This is a genomic window from Enterococcus sp. UD-01 (assembly GCF_044909655.1).
Classification (GTDB): domain Bacteria; phylum Bacillota; class Bacilli; order Lactobacillales; family Enterococcaceae; genus Enterococcus_L.
Window position 1 is genome coordinate 51,834 of the sequence record NZ_JBIYEU010000018.1, and the last position, 19,630, is coordinate 71,463.

The 19,630-nt window shown below is 40.5% G+C and carries 14 protein-coding genes; 13 read left to right on the forward strand and 1 reads right to left on the reverse strand.

The window, feature by feature from the left end; translation table 11 throughout:
- Positions 1-15 precede the first annotated feature (15 nt).
- From ABH902_RS13375 to cydC, 7 genes are all read left to right on the forward strand, one after another.
- Entirely contained in the window at positions 16-372 is a 357-nt protein-coding gene (locus tag ABH902_RS13375; RefSeq protein ID WP_404591508.1) for a DUF1033 family protein, read from the forward strand.
- Between the two features lie 152 nt (positions 373-524).
- Positions 525-2,606, forward strand: coding sequence for a DNA topoisomerase III (locus ABH902_RS13380; protein ID WP_404591534.1), 2,082 nt, complete (start codon positions 525-527; stop codon positions 2,604-2,606).
- A gap of 141 nt (positions 2,607-2,747) precedes the next feature.
- Complete coding sequence (locus ABH902_RS13385; protein WP_404591510.1) at positions 2,748-3,656, forward strand: magnesium transporter CorA family protein; 909 nt, start codon at positions 2,748-2,750, stop codon at positions 3,654-3,656.
- 272 nt (positions 3,657-3,928) lie between these two features.
- Positions 3,929-5,344, forward strand: a complete 1,416-nt coding sequence (locus tag ABH902_RS13390) for a cytochrome ubiquinol oxidase subunit I (RefSeq protein WP_404591535.1) — start codon at positions 3,929-3,931, stop codon at positions 5,342-5,344.
- Positions 5,341-6,369, forward strand: a complete 1,029-nt coding sequence (gene cydB / locus ABH902_RS13395) for a cytochrome d ubiquinol oxidase subunit II (protein WP_404591512.1) — start codon at positions 5,341-5,343, stop codon at positions 6,367-6,369. The genes ABH902_RS13390 and cydB overlap by 4 nt, the downstream gene beginning before the upstream one ends.
- On the forward strand, positions 6,366-8,099 hold the full coding sequence (cydD, locus tag ABH902_RS13400) for a thiol reductant ABC exporter subunit CydD (protein ID WP_404591514.1): 1,734 nt from the start codon (positions 6,366-6,368) through the stop codon (positions 8,097-8,099). Before cydB ends, cydD begins: the two co-directional genes overlap by 4 nt.
- A complete protein-coding gene (cydC, locus tag ABH902_RS13405; protein ID WP_404591516.1) occupies positions 8,099-9,853 on the forward strand; it encodes a thiol reductant ABC exporter subunit CydC in 1,755 nt (584 codons plus the stop codon). The genes cydD and cydC overlap by 1 nt, the downstream gene beginning before the upstream one ends.
- Before the next feature lie 234 nt (positions 9,854-10,087).
- Here the strand turns inward: cydC and ABH902_RS13410 are convergent, their stop codons facing one another.
- On the reverse strand, positions 10,088-11,068 hold the full coding sequence (locus ABH902_RS13410) for a polyprenyl synthetase family protein (protein WP_404591537.1): 981 nt from the start codon (positions 11,066-11,068) through the stop codon (positions 10,088-10,090).
- A 117-nt stretch (positions 11,069-11,185) separates the two neighbouring features.
- Between ABH902_RS13410 and ABH902_RS13415 the strand changes: the two genes are divergently transcribed.
- From ABH902_RS13415 to ABH902_RS13440, 6 genes are all read left to right on the forward strand, one after another.
- A complete protein-coding gene (locus tag ABH902_RS13415; protein WP_404591518.1) occupies positions 11,186-12,088 on the forward strand; it encodes a prenyltransferase in 903 nt (300 codons plus the stop codon).
- 27 nt (positions 12,089-12,115) lie between these two features.
- Positions 12,116-13,327, forward strand: a complete 1,212-nt coding sequence (locus tag ABH902_RS13420) for an NAD(P)/FAD-dependent oxidoreductase (protein ID WP_404591520.1) — start codon at positions 12,116-12,118, stop codon at positions 13,325-13,327.
- Between the two features lie 195 nt (positions 13,328-13,522).
- Entirely contained in the window at positions 13,523-15,895 is a 2,373-nt protein-coding gene (locus ABH902_RS13425; protein ID WP_404591522.1) for a DNA translocase FtsK, read from the forward strand.
- Positions 15,896-16,108: 213 nt separating this feature from the next.
- Positions 16,109-16,810: a GntR family transcriptional regulator gene (locus tag ABH902_RS13430; protein WP_404591524.1), complete on the forward strand. Its 702-nt coding sequence runs from the start codon at positions 16,109-16,111 to the stop codon at positions 16,808-16,810.
- A 130-nt stretch (positions 16,811-16,940) separates the two neighbouring features.
- Positions 16,941-17,690, forward strand: coding sequence for an ABC transporter ATP-binding protein (locus tag ABH902_RS13435; RefSeq protein ID WP_404591526.1), 750 nt, complete (start codon positions 16,941-16,943; stop codon positions 17,688-17,690).
- Positions 17,680-19,503, forward strand: coding sequence for an FtsX-like permease family protein (locus ABH902_RS13440; protein WP_404591528.1), 1,824 nt, complete (start codon positions 17,680-17,682; stop codon positions 19,501-19,503). Before ABH902_RS13435 ends, ABH902_RS13440 begins: the two co-directional genes overlap by 11 nt.
- The last annotated feature ends 127 nt before the right edge of the window (positions 19,504-19,630 follow it).

A 19,630-nucleotide genomic window follows, 5' to 3' on the forward strand; every position in this document is an offset into this window, starting at 1 on the left:
AAAAGGGGCGTTTATATGTATCAAGTAATTACGATGTATGGCGACAATGAACCCTGGTGGTTTTTTGAAGATTGGCAAGCTGACATCGAAGAAGAAAAGACCTTTGATTGTTTAGAAGACGCAGAACGTTATTACATAAAAAAATGGCAGGAACTTTCCTCTACATATGAGTCCATCAACACTAAAGTGAACTATCTGGCGGCTTTTTGGAATGAGGGCGATGAGCGCTGGTGTGAAGAATGTGACGAGGATTTACAACAGTATAAAGGCTTGGCACTACTGAAGGATTATCAGGCAGTGACTTTTGAAAGTCATGATGATTTTGCCAAGCGCAATGACTGTAGTAAGCCAAGATGCTGCAAGGCGAACTAAATAAGAGCTGAAAGAAAGACTGGGAAAAAAGCCGATCGCGGACTTTTGTTCCAGTCTTTATCGCTCTTGCAAAAAGGCTGCACAACCACTAGCTAGAATATGGTAAAATGAATAATTGGATACAGAGAAGTGGAAGAAAGCGAGTGAAATCGATGGGAAAACAATTAATTATCGCAGAAAAACCTAGCGTTGCGAAAGACTTAAGCAAGGTTCTGGGAGCAAATAAAAAAAATAAAAGCTATTACGAAGGCACAAATGTGATTGTCACTTGGGCTTTGGGCCACCTTTTAGGTTTAAAAATGCCGGAAGATCTTAACAAAGAGTGGCAGTCCTGGCAAATGGAAACTTTACCGATGGTACCTAAAAATTTAGGCATTAAGCCTTTACCGAAAACCGGTCATCAGCTTAAAGCAATTAAGCAGCTGGCCAATCGCAAGGATGTAACAGAAGCAGTTATAGCTACGGATGCGGGAAGAGAGGGCGAGCTGGTGGCTCGCTGGATTTTAGAATATGTACATTTTAATAAGCCAGTCAAACGCTTATGGATTTCCTCTCAAACAGATAAGGCAATCAAAGAAGGCTTTAAAAAACTAAGACCTGCAAAGGAATATGATAACTTGTACTATTCTGCTTTGGCGCGGGCTAAAGCGGATTGGCTGGTTGGCTTAAATGTAACCAGAGCGTTAACGGTAAAATATCAGGATAATCTTTCTGCCGGACGTGTTCAAACCCCAACCCTGTCATTAGTTCGTCAGCAGGAGAAAAAAATCGAAAGCTTCCGTCCGCAAACCTATTATTCTGTGGAATTACAGGTTGAAAAGGAAAAAGCCAAGCTTGTGCAAAAAAATCCCTATGCCCTGAAGGATCGTAATGAGGTCGAAGCATTTGTCAAACAGCTAAGCCAAGGCAAAGGCAAGGTTACGGCGGTTGAAGAAAAGACCAAGACAGAGCAGGCACCGCTACCTTACGATTTAACTGAAATTCAGCGGGAAGCCAACCAACGCTACCAGTTTTCCGCGAAGAAAACCTTGTCACTGGTGCAAAGCTTGTATGAATTTCACAAAATTGTCACGTATCCGCGTACCGACAGTAAATATTTAACAACGGATATGAAGGCAACTATGTCTGAACGCTTGCAGGCAGTCAGCGATTTTGCGCCGGAAGTCAAAACGTACATTAAAAATGGCGGACAGGTACAGCTGACCAAGGTTTTCCAAAATGAAAAGGTCACTGATCACCATGCTTTAATTCCGACAGAGCAACGTCCGCGTTATGAAAAATTAAGCAGCGATGAACAAAAAATCTATACGATGATCGTGACCCGCTTCTTAGGTTTATTTGCTCAGCCCCATCGGACGAAACAAACCAAGGTTACGGTAATGTTTGGCAAGGAACAGTTTATTTTCCGTCAAAGTAAGGTTGAAGAAGCAGGCTGGAAGCAGGAAAAAGCAGCAGCAGAACCGACCGTTGATTGGAAAGTGGGGATGGTTATTCCACCCAATTTCACCATCAATAAAGAGCTGACCACACCGCCTAAGCCGTTAACAGAAGGCAGCCTGTTGGGTTTAATGGAAAAACACAGTCTAGGTACACCGGCAACCAGAGCAGAGATTATTGAAAAATTAATCAAGTCAGAGCTGATGGAACGCACGAGCAATGGCTTAAGTGTTTCACCAAAAGGAAAACAATTATTGGAGCTGGTAAATCCTGCGCTGGTCACTCCTGAGCTGACGGAAAAATGGGAAAAAACCTTAGAGGCAATTGCTAAAGGGAAACAAAATAGTACGGTTTTTCTAAAAGAAATTGAGCAGGATACTCGTAAGCTCGTAAATGAAATCAAGCAAAGCCAAAGCAATTATCAGGACTTTTCCATCACGCAGAAAAAATGTCCGGAATGCGGGGCTAATTTACGTGAGAAAAACACCAAAGACGGCAAAATATATGTATGTACTAATCAAGACTGTAACTATCGTAGAAGAAAAGATCCTAAGGTTTCTAATCACCGCTGCTCGCAATGTCACCGGAAAATGGAAATTATTGAAGGCAAAAATGGTGCTTATTTCAAATGTAAATATTGTTCGATTACAGAAAAACTACAGGACAAAAAAGAACGCAGCAAAAAATTAACCAAGCATGAAGAACGCAAGCTATTAAAAAAATATGCGCAAAAAGAAGAACCACAGGAAAGTGCTTTGGCACAAGCCTTAAAAGCAGCCATGAAACAAGACGAGTAGGAACTAGCATAGTAGATTGTGAAAGGATATGAAGCAGAAGTTACTAGCTTTTGTTTGATATCCTTTCCTTTTAAGCTGGCGCCTTAATTTTATAACCATTCATGGTATACTTTAGACACTGAAAAATAACGGAGGTAAACAATGGAAACGATCAAAGCGGTTTTTAGCGATCAGAACATTACGTGGGTCAGTGTGGATCTAGAGAGGCCGGCTTCTGTTTTAGAAGTAAAGGAAAAATACCGATTAGACGAAGAATTTATTAAATATGCACTGGATAAAAATGAGCGTGCGCGTGTGGAATATGATCCTTTAACAGAAACCCTGTTAGTAGTGTATAACCTGCCGCTTCAAGAAAAAGAAGATAATTATTTTGTGACCAGTCCCGTCACTTTTATGATTCAAAAGAATCATTTTTTTACCTTTACTTCGGCTACAACCAATTATCTGGAATCCATGATCGAAAAAATTATTAGCAATGATCCTGATCTAAGTCAGTTTAGCTTATTATTTGAAACGATTTTTGCAATTTCCGATCGGTTTATTCCGTTAATTGAAGAAGTCAACGATGAAAGAAATCGTTTAAACAAAGACATTAAGCAAAAAGTGTCGAATAAAAAGTTATTAGCCTTATCTGATTTGTCAGTCGGTCTGGTCTATTTATCAACAGCTATTCGTCAAAACAGTGTGCTGCTGGCTTCGTTAAAAGCGTTAAAGTTTTACCGCAATTTGACTGCAGAGGAAAAAGAACAGTTTGAAGATGCCATTATTGAAGCCAATCAAGCAGTAGCCATGATTCAATTAGCGTCAGACGTTTTAAAGCAATTATCGGATACGTATAATAATTTATTGAACAATAATTTGAATGATACAATGAAGGTTTTGACACTGTGGTCAATTATTTTAACGGTACCGGCAATTATCACCGGCTATTTTGGGATGAACATCGCGATTCCGTATATCGACGGCAGTGATTCTTGGATTAAAATTATTGGTCTTTGTGTTCTTTTGTCCGGCTGGATTTTTCTGTTTATTTGGCGCAGAATTAAGTAATTAAAAAAGGCAGTAAATTTTACCGAAATTCCTTTAGGAAAACAAAGCAGAAACATTGGTTTTTTAGGAATAAAGGAGTATACTCTAAATTGGAATCATTCTAAAATTATTAAAAAGAGTTTTCACAAGGATTGAAGCTTTTGGGTTTGTTTTATTCGCGCGCCGAATTCGTTTGTAAGCACCGACTAGTGGGTTAAATGAATGGAGGCTGATTGAATAAAATCAGCTTCTTTCTTTTTGTGATGACTGGAAAAGAACAAGGGGGATTATTGATGTTTGATATTGTCACATTAGCAAGGTTCCAATTTGCAATGACGACCGTCTTTCACTTTTTCTTCGTACCATTTTCCATTGGCTTAGCTCTTGTTGTGGCGGTTATGGAAACCATGTATGTAGTGAAAAAAGATGAGCGTTATCGTAAAATGGCCAAATTTTGGGGAAACATTTTTCTATTAAGTTTTGCAGTAGGCGTAGTAACAGGTATTATTCAAGAGTTTCAGTTTGGAATGAACTGGTCTGATTATTCACGCTTTGTCGGAGATATTTTTGGGGCTCCGCTTGCAATCGAAGCTTTACTGGCATTCTTTTTAGAATCAACCTTTTTAGGTTTGTGGATTTTCACTTGGGATAGAGTGAGTCCTAAACTGCACATAGCCTTCTTTTGGCTGGTTTTCTTTGGCTCTTTAATGTCAGCCTTTTGGATCTTAGCAGCGAATAGTTTTATGCAGCATCCGGTTGGCTACACCTTGAATAACGGCCGGGCAGAATTAATTGATTTTAGTGCTGTTATTGCCAATCCAAAGGTTTGGTACGAATTTTCTCACGTGATTGCGGGTGCGATTACGATGGGTGGCATGATCGTTGCGGGTTTAGCAGCGTTCCAGATTTTGAAAAAACGAGATATGACTTTCCACAAGGTTTCGATGCGTATTGGGTTGTGGATTACTTTATTTGGTTCACTTGGCGTGTTATTTGCCGGGGATTTACAAATGAAGGCGTTGATCGAAGGTCAGCCAATGAAATTTGCGGCGATGGAAGGTGCTTATGAAGATTCTGGGGATCCGGCTGCATGGACTTTAATTGCCTGGGCAAATGAAAAAGAGCATAAACAAGTTTTTGGCGTACAAATTCCTTATGTGTTAAGTATTTTATCGTATAACAAGCTTTCCGGTTCCGTAGATGGGATGGAAACGGCAAATAAAGAGCTAGTTGAAAAATATGGAGACAGAAATTATTTTCCACCGGTAAATACCTTATTCTGGAGTTTTAGAGTAATGGCCGGTTTTGGCGTGTTAATGCTACTGGTAGCAGTTATCGGATTATTCTTTACTCGGAAGAAGAAACCTTCTCTTTATGAAAAGCGCTGGCTGCTTTGGATTATGGCAATGTGTACGTTTGCGCCGTTTTTGGCCAATACTACAGGCTGGCTGATTACAGAGCTAGGACGTTATCCTTGGACGGTTTATGGCTTATTTACTGTAGAAGATAGTGTATCACCGAATGTATCCGTCGCTTCATTACTAACATCAAATATTATTTACTTTATTTTGTTTGCTGGATTGGGTTCGGTTATGGTGTACTTAATCACCGTTGAGCTTAAAAAAGGTCCTGACTATGCAGAAAAGAAATTGGCAGAGGCCAACTCGAAGGACGTCGATCCATTTGATAAGGAGGTATTCGGCCAGTGAGTACATTACAATTACTTTGGTTTGTCTTGATCGGTGTATTATTCTCAGGCTTTTTCTTTTTAGAAGGCTTTGACTTTGGCGTGGGGATGTCTATTCAAACCTTAGCGCATGATGAAGAAGAAAAGGATCAAATTATTCAAACAATTGGGCCTGTCTGGGACGGCAATGAAGTTTGGCTGTTAACAGCAGGTGGCGCGATGTTTGCGTCTTTTCCTTATTGGTATGCATCGTTGTTTAGTGGTTTTTACTTGATTTTATTTGTGATTTTAGTCGGCTTGATTATTCGTGGTGTTTCTTTTGAATTCCGTCATCGGATGCCCGATGGAAAAAGACGCAGAATTTGGAACTGGACGTTGTCTGTCGGCAGCTTCATGGTACCGTTTTTCTTTGGTTTGCTGTTTATCAGTATGATTCAAGGAATGCCGCTTGACGCTAACGGCAATATGCAGGCCTCTTTTACGGATTACTTTAATCTGTTTTCAATTGTGGGCGGAGTCGCTTTAACGTTATTGTGCTATTTACATGGCTTAAACTATATTGCTTTAAAAACAGAAGGACCAGTGCGAGAACGTGCTCGTAATTATGCATCTCTTTTATACTGGGTATTATATGTTGGTTTAGTTGTATTTGCAGTGTTATTGTATGTGAAGACAGACTTTTTCGATAATCACTTTGCATTAACCTTAGCATTGGTAGCGGCGATTGTCGTGATGACCGTTATTGCCAATGTGAGTGTTTTTAAGAAAAAAGAAATGCTGGCATTTCTTGCCAGCGGCATTACTTTAGTGTTGCTAGTTGTGTTGTTATTTAGCGGCTTGTTCCCACGCGTCATGGTGGGTAGTGCCGGCTTTTACGATATCTTAATCAAAGATGCATCAAGTAGTCCTTATACGTTGAAAACAATGACTTGGCTGTCTCTAACCATCCTGCCGTTTGTTTTGGCGTATACTGCTTGGACCTATTATGTCTTCAGACAACGGATCAAGCATCCGGCGATTGCCGCTGCTGCGGGGTATGAAGGATGATGGATAAGGCAATTTTAAAAATGCCTAAAATAAAAAATATAATGGTCTTGCTTGCAGGTTTCTCTTTCCTGCAAGCAGTCTTTATAATTGGGCAGGCATTTTATTTAGCAAAAGCTGTGGTGAGCTTGTGGGAAGGCGGACACTTACAGGATCAGCTGGGAACAATGGCTATCTTCTTTTTATTTTATACAGGTCGGCATGTAGTTACATATTTACGGGAAAAAATGCTGGATCAGTTTAGCTATGAGCGGACACGCGAGCTGCGGGAAGCCTTGCTGAAGAAAATTTTTCGATTAGGGCCGACAGTTGTACAAAAAAATGGCACTGGAAATATGATTACAATGGCACTTGAAGGTATTTCGCAGGCTGAAAATTATCTTCATCTGATCTTGATGAAAATGATGAATATGATGATTATTCCTTGGCTTATTTTAATTTTTGTGTTTACTCTAGATGTTCGTTCCGGAATTGTTTTACTGGTTGTCTTTCCGATGATTATCATTTTTATGATTATTTTAGGCTATGCTGCTCAGAGTAAGGCGGATAAGCAGTACAAAGCCTTTCAACTTTTGTCGAATCATTTTATTGATTCTTTGAGAGGCTTGGATACGTTGAAGCTGTTCGGCTTGAGTCAAAAATATGCTAGTAGTATTTACAACACCAGTGAACGCTTTCGTTTAGCAACGATGAGTACGTTGAAAATTGCTATTTTATCAACATTTGCTTTAGATTTTTTTACAACGTTGTCAGTAGCCGTCGTGGCTGTTTTTCTAGGACTGAGCTTGTTAAACAGTGGTATTTTACTGTTCCCGGCGTTGACAACGTTGATTTTGGCACCGGAATTCTTTTTACCTGTGCGTGACTTTGCCAGCGATTACCATGCGACTTTGGATGGGAAAAACGCCTTTCAAGCGATTCAAGCGGTATTGGATTTACCTGAAGTAACGGATACAGAGCAGCTGTCTTTTTTAAATGATTGGACAGCGTTAAGTGAGCTAACGGTGCAACAGCTAAGCTTCCAATATGAGGAAGCGAAGCAGCCGGCTCTAAATCAATTGAATTTTGCAGCTAAAGGCTATCAAAAAATCGGCATTATTGGTGCCAGCGGTTCGGGTAAGTCAACGTTGATTAATGTGTTGAGCGGATTTTTAGAGCCGACCGAGCCAACGACCACAATTGACATTGATCAGCAAAAGATTGATCATTTTCTGCAGAAAGATTGGCAAAAACAGGTGCTTTACATTCCGCAGTCACCGTATATTTTTCAGGATACACTAGCAAATAATGTGCGGTTTTATACTCCTGAGGCCACCGATGAGCAAGTAATGTCTGCCATTCAACTGGTCGGCTTGGATACCTTAGTCAGTGAGCTGGAAAAAGGTATACATACGGTAATCGGCGAAAGCGGCCGGATGCTAAGCGGCGGTCAGGCTCAGCGAGTAGCGCTGGCCAGAGCCTTTCTAGATCAAAAACGCCGTGTTCTGCTATTTGACGAGCCGACTGCTCATTTGGATATTGAAACCGAAGTAGAATTAAAAGAGCGTATGCTGCCGTTAATGGACAATCATCTGGTCTTTTTTGCTACGCACAGACTTCATTGGATGGCAGAAATGGATGTTATTTTGGTGCTGGATAAAGGGCGTCTGGTTGAAATGGGCACCTTACCGGAGTTAATTGCTAAAAAAGGGTATTATGTTTCACTAATGAATCAAATGAGGGGAGAAAACTAATGGAAAAGACCCCGACAACTAAAGAATTATATGAAAAAGATCAATGGGTAAAACCGTTTCTTAAAAAGTACAAGGGTTTGCTGTATCTTGCGTTGGCTTTAGGTTTTTTAACCTTTTTCAGTGCAGGTGCGTTAATGTTCAATTCTGGTTATTTAATTAGCCGGGCGGCTTCACTGCCGGAAAATATTTTGATGATTTATATTCCGATTGTCTTGACGCGAGCGTTTGGGATCAGTCGGCCAGTTTTTCGTTACATTGAGCGTTTAGTAAGCCATAACTGGGTCTTGAAAATGACGTCTGATTTGCGCTTAAAATTATATTTAGTTTTGGAAAAGGATGCGATTTTCTTTAAGTCTCACTACCAAACAGGCGATATTTTAGGTTTGCTGTCAGAAGATATTAATCATTTACAGAATCTGTATTTACGGACGATTTTTCCGACCGTTATTGCTTGGCTACTGTATATTTTTATTATTATCGGATTAGGCTTGTTTTCTTGGTGGTTTGGTCTGTGCATGCTTTTAATGCTAGGCGTGGTGATCTTTTTGTTGCCGCTCTTATCAGTGATCGTTAACGGCGCGCGTCAAGAAAAGCAAAAGGCTGCGAAAAATGAGCTATACAAAATTTTAACAGACAATATTTTAGGTGTTTCTGATTGGGTCTTTAGTCAAAGAGGCCATGAATTTGTGCATTCTTATGAAAAGGAAGAAGCGAAATTACGACAGCTGGATGAGCAAACCAAGCGTTTCAATCGAATTCGAGATTTTGGGCTACAAGTGGCTTTTGGTGGCATAACCTTGGCGGTTTTAGCTTGGGCAAGTATTCGATTCTCCGGAAATCATGGCGGCGCAGCGAATTGGATTGCGGCCTTTACATTGACAGTTTTTCCGCTCATCGATGCGTTTGCGCCGTTACCTGATGCAGCTCAAGAAACCAATATTTACAAAGATTCGATTAAACGATTAAATGAGTTGCCAGAAGCAGAGCAGGTTAAAGCGGAAGTTCAGCCGTTGACGATTACTTCGCCTGAAATTGCGATTAATCAGCTAACTTTTGCGTACGAAGCGCAAGGGAAAGCTGTATTAAAGGATTTGAGTTTAACCATTCCGCCGCGGGAAAAAATCGCTATTTTAGGACGCAGCGGCTCTGGAAAAAGTACGTTGGCAACCTTAATTCGAGGCGATTTAAAACCTGATCAAGGCACGCTGACTTTAGGTGGGATTCCCACGGCGACCTTTGGGGATCAGATCACTGAATTTATTGGCGTTATTCATCAAGCGCCGTATTTGTTTCGGACAACGATTTTAAACAACGTTCGATTAGGTCAGGAAAGTGCTACTGAAGCAGAAGTTTGGCAGGTTTTAGAACAGGTAGGCTTAAAAGAAATGGTCGCCGATTTGCCTGAGGGGCTGCAGACCATGGTGGATGAAGCCGGCTTGCGCTTTTCCGGCGGTGAAAGACATCGCTTGGCGCTGGCGCGCATTTTGCTGCAGGATACGCCGATTGTGTTGTTGGATGAGCCGACAACCGGTTTAGACCCGATTACAGAACAGCATTTGCTAGAAACCTTTTTTGAAACCTTGGCGAATAAGACGGTTATTTGGATCACCCACCATCTTCAAGGGGTTTCTATGATGGATCGAGTCATCTTTATCGAGGATGGACAGCTGACGATGAGCGGTTCCCCAGAGGAGCTTTTAGCAACAAATGCGCATTATCAAAAATTATATGCTATTGATCGTGGTATGGAATAGCAGAAGAACGAAATGAAAAAAAGTGAGGCTGAGTCAAAAGTCGTTTAGGTTCGTCCAATTGGAGTAAAATCCGACCAATATGCTTTTGATATTGATCGGATTTTATGAAATTGCCGAAGAACCTGACTTCTGGCCACCGTTTATTCGTAAGTAATGGGCGGGACAAAACTGTTTTTTAGTTTTGTCCCGCCCACAACCTCATTAAAAATACGGAATAATAGCTGATTATAATCATTAAAAAGAGCGCTGTAGCAGCAATTCTGTCAGCTGCTTTAATTGTTTTTTACCTAGACAGTCCGGGAGTTTCTCAATATCTAATAGGGCTTTTTCGGTCATTTTTTTAGCAAAGTTTTTGGCTTCTTCAACACCGGCCAGTTCATGAACCAGCTGTGCTGTTTTTGTGGCATCAGCGGGTGTAAGCTCGGCACGTTGATCCAAGTAAGGGGCAAAGCGTTCAGGAGCTTTACGAATAGCAAAGATTAGCGGTAAGGTATAAACACCTTGAGCGATATCTTCCAGAACCGGCTTTTTCAGTGTTTCACTGTCAGCAGTGTAATCCAGAATGTCATCGTAAACCTGAAAGGCTACGCCGATATGTCGTCCAATGCGGACAGCCAGACGCTGAACGTTTGGCGAAGCATAACCGAAATGAGCGCCTTCCAGACAGCTTAGAGAAAATAATTCAGCGGTTTTGCCGTTGACACTGCGCAGATAATCAGAAACAGACATGTTTCTTTTATAGCGCGTATGCATCTGGTCCAATTCTCCCAGTAAGAGACGTTTCATCGCAGTAGCATTAATATGCATAAACTCAGAGCCGTTCATTGTATCGGCAAGCAGTTCGAAAAACTCTGTAAACAATAGATCGCCTGTATAAACAGCAATATCCTTGCCATAACGAGCCTGAACAGTGACAGAACCGCGGCGTAAAGGAGAATCGTCAATAATATCATCGTGAACAAGCGTCGCCATATGTAGAATTTCAATGGAGGCAGCGATTTTAATTAGTTGTTTGCGATCTTGTAATTGTTTGTCGCCAAGCTGCGTAAAGAGGAAAAAGAAAGCGGGACGTAATAATTTACCGCCCGATGACGTTAGCTCAATCAAAGCATGTTCAATCTCTTTATTGCGAACATGGACTTGCTGCTTAATTAAATCACGCGTTTCAACTAATTGTTGCTGGATATCAGGGAATTTTTTCCAAAAATCATTCATCATGTAATAATCCTTTCGATAATTCAATACTATTGATTGTATACGAAGTTGATTAAGAAATACAGTAAATTATACTATGAGCATAAAACTAAAGATTGAAAGGACGGAAGAGTATACTTGAATAAAGAAGTATTTTTTGAATTAGTAGAGTTAAAAGCCAAAACTGCCAGCGTACTGCCCTTTCTTTTGGGCATTTGTTTTAGCTGGTATCATTTTCATCAGCTGCATCTAGGTTACGTGCTGCTTTATTTTATTGCCATGTTTATTTTCAATATGGCCGTCGATATTTTAGATAATTACAATGATTATCATCATGCCAAAGAAGGGCACGACTACAAAGAAAAAACCAATATCATCGGCAGAGAAAATCTGTCCTTGTCCATGATTAGACAGTGGATATTTTGGATGATTCTGATTTCTGCGCTAATGGGTATTGGGCTTTCCTTTATTGTTGGCTGGCCGCTTTTGTGGATGGGGCTATATTGTTATTTGATCGGTATTTTTTATTCTTCCGGTCCCAAGCCATTATCCAGTTTACCTCTGGGAGAGGTTTTTTCTGGTTTTACGATGGGCTTTATGATTATGCTGATTTGTGTCTATATTAATACCTTCGATTCGTTTCAGTGGACACTGACCACAGTTGGCGGTATCTTTTTAGTGGCGCTACCGAATACCTGTCTGATCGCAAATTTAATGCTGGCAAACAATATTTGTGATTTAGAGGAAGATGAGAAAAATCATCGTTTTACCTTGGTGCATTATCTTGGGAAACAGCGGTCAATTGCCTTATTTGTCGGCTTGATCATCTGTGCCTTTGCAGCGATCATTTTAAGCGTAATATTGCAGCTAGTTCCGTGGACGATGCTGTTGAATGTAGTGATTGTACCGTTTGTATTGAAACAGACGAAGCTGTTTTTACACGAACAGGTTAAAACGAAAACCTTCATTTGCGCCGTGCGAATATTGGCAGTTGGTGCTTTGGCTCAGGTCGTGTTTTTTGCCATTGGCTTATGGCTTTAAATAAAAAGGTGAAGAGGGGATTTTAAAATGAGTAAACATGTCGTTATTTTAGGTGCCGGTTATGCAGGCTTGAGAGCTTTGCATGAATTACAACGCGGCAATGAGGAGCTTCGCATTACTTTAGTGGATCAAAACGAATATCATTTTGAAGCAACCGATATTCATGAAGTGGCTGCAGGGATTCAAACCTCTGAACGCATCACTTATCCGATTAAAGATGTCGTTAAAAAAGAATGTACAACTTTTATACAAGGAACTGTTGAAAAAATTGATAGCGACAAGCAGCTGGTATTTCTTAAAGATCATGAAGCGATTTCCTATGATTACCTGATTGTAGCGCTAGGCTACGAATCTGAATCCTTTGGCATTCCCGGTGTTGAAGAGTTTTCGTTGAAAATGGTGGATATTCCGACCTCTGAAAAAGTTCATCAGCATTTAGTTGCTCAAATGAAAGCTTATAAAGAAACCAAAGATGAAAACTACTTGAAAATTGTCGTCTGCGGTGCTGGCTTCACAGGGATCGAGCTGTTAGGCTCCCTAGTCGAAGGTAAAAAGAAGCTCGCTGAAATTGCGGACGTCGCACCAGAAAAAATTCAGTTATATTGCGTAGAAGCTGTTACTCGTTTATTGCCAATGTTTAGCGAGAAGCTGGGCGGCTACGGCATTAATCATTTGAAAAAATGGGGCGTACAATTTCTTGTTGGCAAACCAATTAAAGAAATTAAACAAGATACCGTGGTTTATTTAGACAATCAGGAAACGAATGCATTGGCTGAATTAAATGCGAAAACAATTATTTGGACAACGGGCGTAAGCGGCAGTCATGTGGTCGGCGCTTCCGGTTTTGCAGCTAAACGTGGTCGCGTAATGGTGCAACCGGATCTCACAGATCCAGAGCATAAAAATGTCTATATTATCGGTGATTGTTCAGCTGTAATGGATCAAGAGTCCCAACGACCTTATCCGACAACGGCACAAATTTCACTAAAAATGGGTGAGCATGCCGGTAAAAATATTAAAGCTCAGCTGAAAGGTCAGCCGACCAAAGCCTTTACCTTTAAATCCTTAGGTTCTGTCGCTTCAATCGGCAATAGTCATGCCTTTGGTGAAGTAGGCAAAGTCGAAGTAAAAGGCTATCCCGCTTCAGTCATCAAAAAAGCGATTATGGATCGTTCCTTATTTGAAACGGGTGGGATTAAAGAAATGCTGGCAAAGGGTCGTTTCGATTTCTACCATTAAAAACAGCATTTAGGCTAAAAGAAGTCGGCAAGTAAAGCAAAACAAGAATCAGGTTTTGCTTTGCTTGCTTTTTTATTGTGTTTTACAAAAAAGGAGGCAAACAAATCATTAAATTTTTAAGAGAAACAATGGGGGTACTTTTGTTCGGCCTACTTTTTAGGTATAATGGATACTGATTGAAAAGAGGGATGTTAAATGGCACAAAAAAGAAAGCGTGCAAAAAGGAAAAAGACAAAAAAACAGCAACAACAGCAAGAACATCTTAATTTCATTATGCTGGGTATCTTTTTTATATTCTTTGGGTTATTTGGACTATTAAAACTAGGATTTCTTGGTACCTTAATTGCCAACGGCTTACGCATTGTAATCGGAAATACCTTTCCGTTTGCTGCGCTATTATTGATGTTATACGGCTTATCTTTGATGATTTTCGGCAGAGAGTTTCCAATTAAAAAAGCTCGTCCTATTATAGGAGCTGTCGTGATTTATTTAGGTATTTTACTATTTATGCACGCGTATATGTTTCGTAATGTAGGAACACAAGCGCCGAATATTATCGGCACTACCTGGGACTTTTTAAAAATGGATCTGCAAAAAAGCACCATCACTCAAAATGTCGGCGGTGGTATGATTGGTGCAGGCTTATATAGTGTCACATTCTTTTTAGTTGCTCAGTTCGGCAGCTATTTAATCGCTGTACTGCTTGTATTGCTTGGCGGCTTCTTAATGAGTATGCTGGATTTTCAGCAAGTAATCAGTTTCTTACAGGTAGTTCAAGAAAAGCTTCGCTCGTTCACTGCCAAAAATGAAGAACGTCAAGCAGAAAAAGCAGCGAAGCGGGCAGCTAGGGAAGCAGCAAAAAAAGAAAAGCTGGAGCAGCAAGCGCAGGAACGAATGAAAAACAATGTTCGTCCGCTTACTCCTGGTGAAAAATTAGCGCAGGAATCTTGGCAGGCCGAAGAAAAAGAACAGCCTTTAGAGCCGGAGCAACTAACCTTAGTTCCGATTGATAGCTTCCAAAGTCAGGCTGACATGCAGCCGGCACCGCCGGAAGTTGTCGCTGAACCGGAAATGGATGAAGGCGGTGATCTGGATTTCGAGATTTCTGCGGAAACTGAGGATCGTGATTATGAATTGCCGCCGTCCAGTTTGCTGGATACCATACCATCTGCTGATCAAAGTGGCGAATACCAAAAGATCGAAAAAAATATTGGCGTCTTAGAGCAAACCTTTAAAAGCTTTGGTGTCGATGCCAAGGTTGTAAAAGCTAGTCTAGGTCCTGCTGTTACAAAATTTGAAATTCAGCCTGCAGTCGGTGTTAAAGTCAGCAAAGTGGTTAGCTTAACTGACGACATTGCTTTAGCGTTGGCGGCTAAGGATGTACGGATGGAAGCACCGATTCCCGGAAAATCTCTCATCGGTATTGAAGTACCGAATAGTACCGTCAGCACCGTTTCCTTTAGAGATATTATTGAAGCTCAGCCAAGTCATCCGGACAAGCTTTTGGAAGTGCCGCTGGGTCGTGATATTTCGGGGATGGTACAATCGGCTGATTTGACCAAAATGCCGCACTTGCTGATCGCCGGTTCAACAGGGAGCGGGAAGTCAGTTGCCATTAACGGAATTATTTCCAGTATTTTGATGCGAGCCAAGCCGCATGAAGTTAAGCTAATGATGATTGATCCGAAAATGGTCGAGCTGAATGTATATAACGGTATTCCGCATTTACTGACACCGGTTGTGACCAATCCGCGAAAAGCTGCGCAGGCACTACAAAAGGTTGTACAGGAAATGGAGCTGCGGTATGAAAAATTTGCCGCAACAGGAGTTCGGAATATTTCCGGCTATAATGAATTAGTGATTCAACGAAACTTGGAAGATGGCGAAAACCGTCCTATTTTACCATTTATTGTAGTAATCGTTGATGAGCTGGCTGACTTGATGATGGTTGCCAGCAATGAAGTGGAAGATGCCATTATTCGTTTAGCACAGATGGCGCGAGCTGCCGGAATTCATATGATTTTGGCGACACAACGGCCAAGTGTGGATGTTATCACTGGTATTATTAAAGCCAATGTTCCTTCTCGCATGGCGTTTGCTGTATCAAGCGGAACTGATTCACGGACCATAATTGACAGTAATGGCGCGGAAAAGCTACTGGGACGCGGAGATATGCTGTTTCTACCAATGGGTGAGAATAAGCCGATTCGTGTGCAGGGCGCCTTTATTTCGGATCATGAAGTGGAACGAATCGTTTCTTTCGTCACGGAACAGCAAGGTGCAGATTATCAGGAAAACATGATGCCGACAGAAGAGGAAACGACGAGCAGTCACGGCGGAGAAGCACCGCAGGATGAGCTGTATGAAGAAGCGAAGGCTTTAGTTGTGGAAATGCAGACGGCAAGTATTTCTCTATTGCAACGCCGCTTTAGAATCGGCTATAATCGAGCGGCTCGATTAGTAGACGAACTGGAGGAGCATGGTGTCATTGGTCCTTCAGAAGGCAGCAAGCCGCGTAAGGTCTTTATCGAACCAGCGTCGGATGAACTGGAAAATGAACTCGAATAAGTAAAAAAGCTGGAGCAAAACAAAAAAACAGTTTTGTTCTGGCTTCTTTTTTATTGTCAATCCAAAAAGGTTTTTACTAGATAGGATCTTTGGTATAATGTATGAAATATTACCGTTACTGAAAAGTTGAAATAATTGAAAAAGACGATTACACTGAAAAGGCTAGAATTGATCTGAACAGTTGATTGCGAATAACGAATAAGGATGGATAACATGAGAAGAAAAAGCGTATTATACTTGGATGTCGCTGAACAAATTAAAGCAGATATTATGAACGGCAAGTACCCAGTCGGTTCTTTATTACCTACAGAAGCAGAGCTGGAACATTTATTCGATGTAAGTAAGATTACCGTTCGTCGTGCAATAGAATTATTGTCCTCCGAAGAACTTGTGGAGAAAAAAAGCGGGAAGGGCACGACCGTTTTAAGCAACCGCCCGTACAATAAACTATCAAAAGCTGGTACGTTCACCGAATATTTGAATGATTCCGGCCAAAAGGTTGCTAAAAAAATTCTGAATCTGGAAACGATCACGTTGACGGCTGATTTGCCTGCATATAAATTTTTAGGCGAAAAAGCGGTAAAGCTTTCCCGGCTGTATACCTTGGATGACCAGCCTTACATTTATTTTAATTATTATTTGCCGGAGGAATTGGCTGACACTCAGCTCGCTGATTTTGAGAACGAATCTTTATACCGCTTAATGGATCAACATGGCATCGAAATTTTCAAGTTTAAAGATAGCTTCCAAACCGTTGAATTAACTGCTGAACAACAAACGATTCTAGCTACTTCTGAAAAAAACGGCTTGAAACGTATTCGTGAGTCGCTGGGAGTTTCCAGCAAAGTGGTAGAATATTCCGAAGCGATTTACAATACTTCATTGTATCCATACGTCATAGAATATGAGGCTTAAGAAATAACAGGCTGCTTACAAAAGTGTAAGCGGCCTGTTACTTTTTTCTATGGTGTGTTCGTCGAATTTCTAATAGACTAGACAACGTAGCGTTCATAGTTTAAATGAGAAGTGAGAAGGAGCGAATCAAATGTTACAAGTAGAAAATTTATCCAAAACATATGGCATGGAAATAAAGTACCAAGCGTTGAAAGGCTTAAATTTAACGGTTGCTGACGGAGAGTTTATCGGTATTATGGGACCTTCCGGAAGCGGGAAGAGTACCTTTTTAAACCTGCTGGCAACGATTGATCAGCCAACTTCCGGTCATATTTTGTTAAACGGTAGTGACCCGAATCAATTAAATCAAGAAGAAATCGCGAAGTTCCGCAGAAGAGAGTTAGGTTTTATTTTTCAAAGTTTTAATTTAATGCCGACACTAACGGTTGAAGAAAATATTGTCTTGCCGTTAACCTTGGACGGAACGAAAATTTCTGAAATGAAAAAGCAGCTGGCTGTGTTAGCCGAACGTTTAGGCATTGCCGGCTTGCTGAAAAAAAGAATTGCGGAAATTTCCGGTGGACAAGCACAGCGTGTGGCAGTCGCTCGAGCGATGATTCATCAGCCGCAATTGCTGTTAGCGGATGAACCAACAGGAAATTTGGATACGAAGTCCTCTAAAGATGTTATGCAGCTTTTGCAGCAGCTAAATGAGGAAGAGCATGCGACAATTCTAATGGTGACGCATGATCCTTTGGCGGCCAGCTATTGTAAACGAATTGTTTTCATTAAAGACGGTGAGCTGATTGACGAAATTCACCAAATTGGCAGTCAAAAACAATTTTATGATGAAATTATGGTGAAATTGTCAGAGATTGAAGGTGCCAATAATGAATTTTAAGCAATTTGTCATTCGCAATACGATCCGGAATAAGCATCTCTATATGGCGTATTTTTTAAGTACTTTGTTTTCTGTGATGGTCTTTTTCACCTTTACTGTGTTTGCTTTTCATCCGGCGTTAACTGATGGATTAAATAAAAATGCACAAACAGGCATGCTGGCCGCGGCTATTATTATTTATGGCTTTGCTTTCTTTTTTGTCCTTTATTCAATGGATGTTTTCATTCAGTCGAGGAAAAAGGAATTTGGGCTTCTAATGATTCAAGGGATGAGTCCCAAGCAGCTGAAAAAAATGGTATTTATTGAAAATCTTGTTATTGGTTTTTTTGCAACAATTTTAGGCAGTGTAGCCGGTATTGGCTTTTCTCAAATCATTTTGTGGATCAGTAAATTGTTGGTACATGTTAATTTTGGCTTTTATTTTCCAATACAAGCTTTAGTTCTGAGTCTGGTTTCCTTTAGTATTTTGTTTTTGGCGATTTCATTTTTCATTCAATTCCGTTTACCGAAATTAAGCCTGCAGGAATTATTAAAAGCAGGAGATTTAGGTAAAGGAGCAATCAAAAGCTCACGTCTTAAAGCTGTATTAGCAGTTTTGTTGATCGGTGTTGGTTATGTAGTCGCGTTAATGGCTAAAGGAACACAAGTAGTCATTGTTATGATTCCCGTCATCTTTTTAGTGATATTAGGGACGCGCTTTTTGTTCAACCAATTAAGTGTTTCAGTGATTGAACGCTTGAAAAAGAAACAAGCAATCTTTTGGAAAAAAACGAATATGGTGGTCTTTTCTGATTTGGCCTTTCGTATGAAAGATAACGCCCGCTCCTTCTTTTTAGTTGCGGTCATCTCCACGGTGGCTTTTGCGGCAATTGGCACCTTGTACGGCTTTCAAGACATGGCGCTGAAATCAGCGAATCAAGTACCCTTCGAATTCGAGGTTTCAGGTGCACCAGAAGAAATTGCCCAAACACAAACGGATTTTACAAACATTTTAACTGACCGACAAGTTGACTATGAAACAGGTGAAATGTCCGCTTATGTAACTAGCGATCAAGTGAATCTCATAAAAGAATCCGACTATAATCAATTAGCAAAAATTGCTAAAAAACCAACGATTCAAACAAACGGACAAGGCGTACAATTAGTTGCGGCAAATCCAATAGGTGTTGAAGAAAAAGCAGTGAAAGATGTCAAAGTAGCGAATAATGCAGACTTACCTGTGAAACAAACAGAAAAAACAGAAATCATTCCTGCTTATGGCACTCATGTTGTTGTACCAGATCAAACAGATGTAACGGGTCTGGAGATTCAAAAAACGATTGTTTGGCAGCCTAAAAATGCAAGTTATGATGAATTATTAGCAATTGGGAAATTGGAAGAAGATAATTTTTCACTTACAGCGAAAACATATATGAAACAGAGTATTATCAATGAATTTGCACCGATTCTTTTGGTTGGTATTTTCATTGGGATTGTCTTCTTTGTTTCAGCCGGCAGCTTCTTGTACTTCAGATTATATAGTGATATGGATGTTGATGTTGAAAAATTCAAGATGATTTACAAAATGGGGTTGACCAAAAAGGAATTGAAGAAAATGATTTACCAGCAGGTCGGCATTCTATTTTTCACACCGATTATTGTTTCCTTTATCCACGGCGCAGTCGCTTTGACAGCAATGTATCATTTATTTAATACGGGAATGCAGCTGATTGGCTGGCAAGTGTTAGGCGTCTTTATTCTGATTCAGATCGTCTATTATCTGATTGCGCGCATCTTTTACTTTAAAAAAGTCTATCGCTTAGTTCAGGCATAAGGATTGAGGTCGGGACAGAAGCGTTTAGCCTCGAGAAATAAGAAGGAATTCACGAAAATTGTTTTTCAAATTTTTGTGAATTTCGGCTTATTTCCGAAGGGGCTGCTTCTGTTCCCGCCGTTTATTC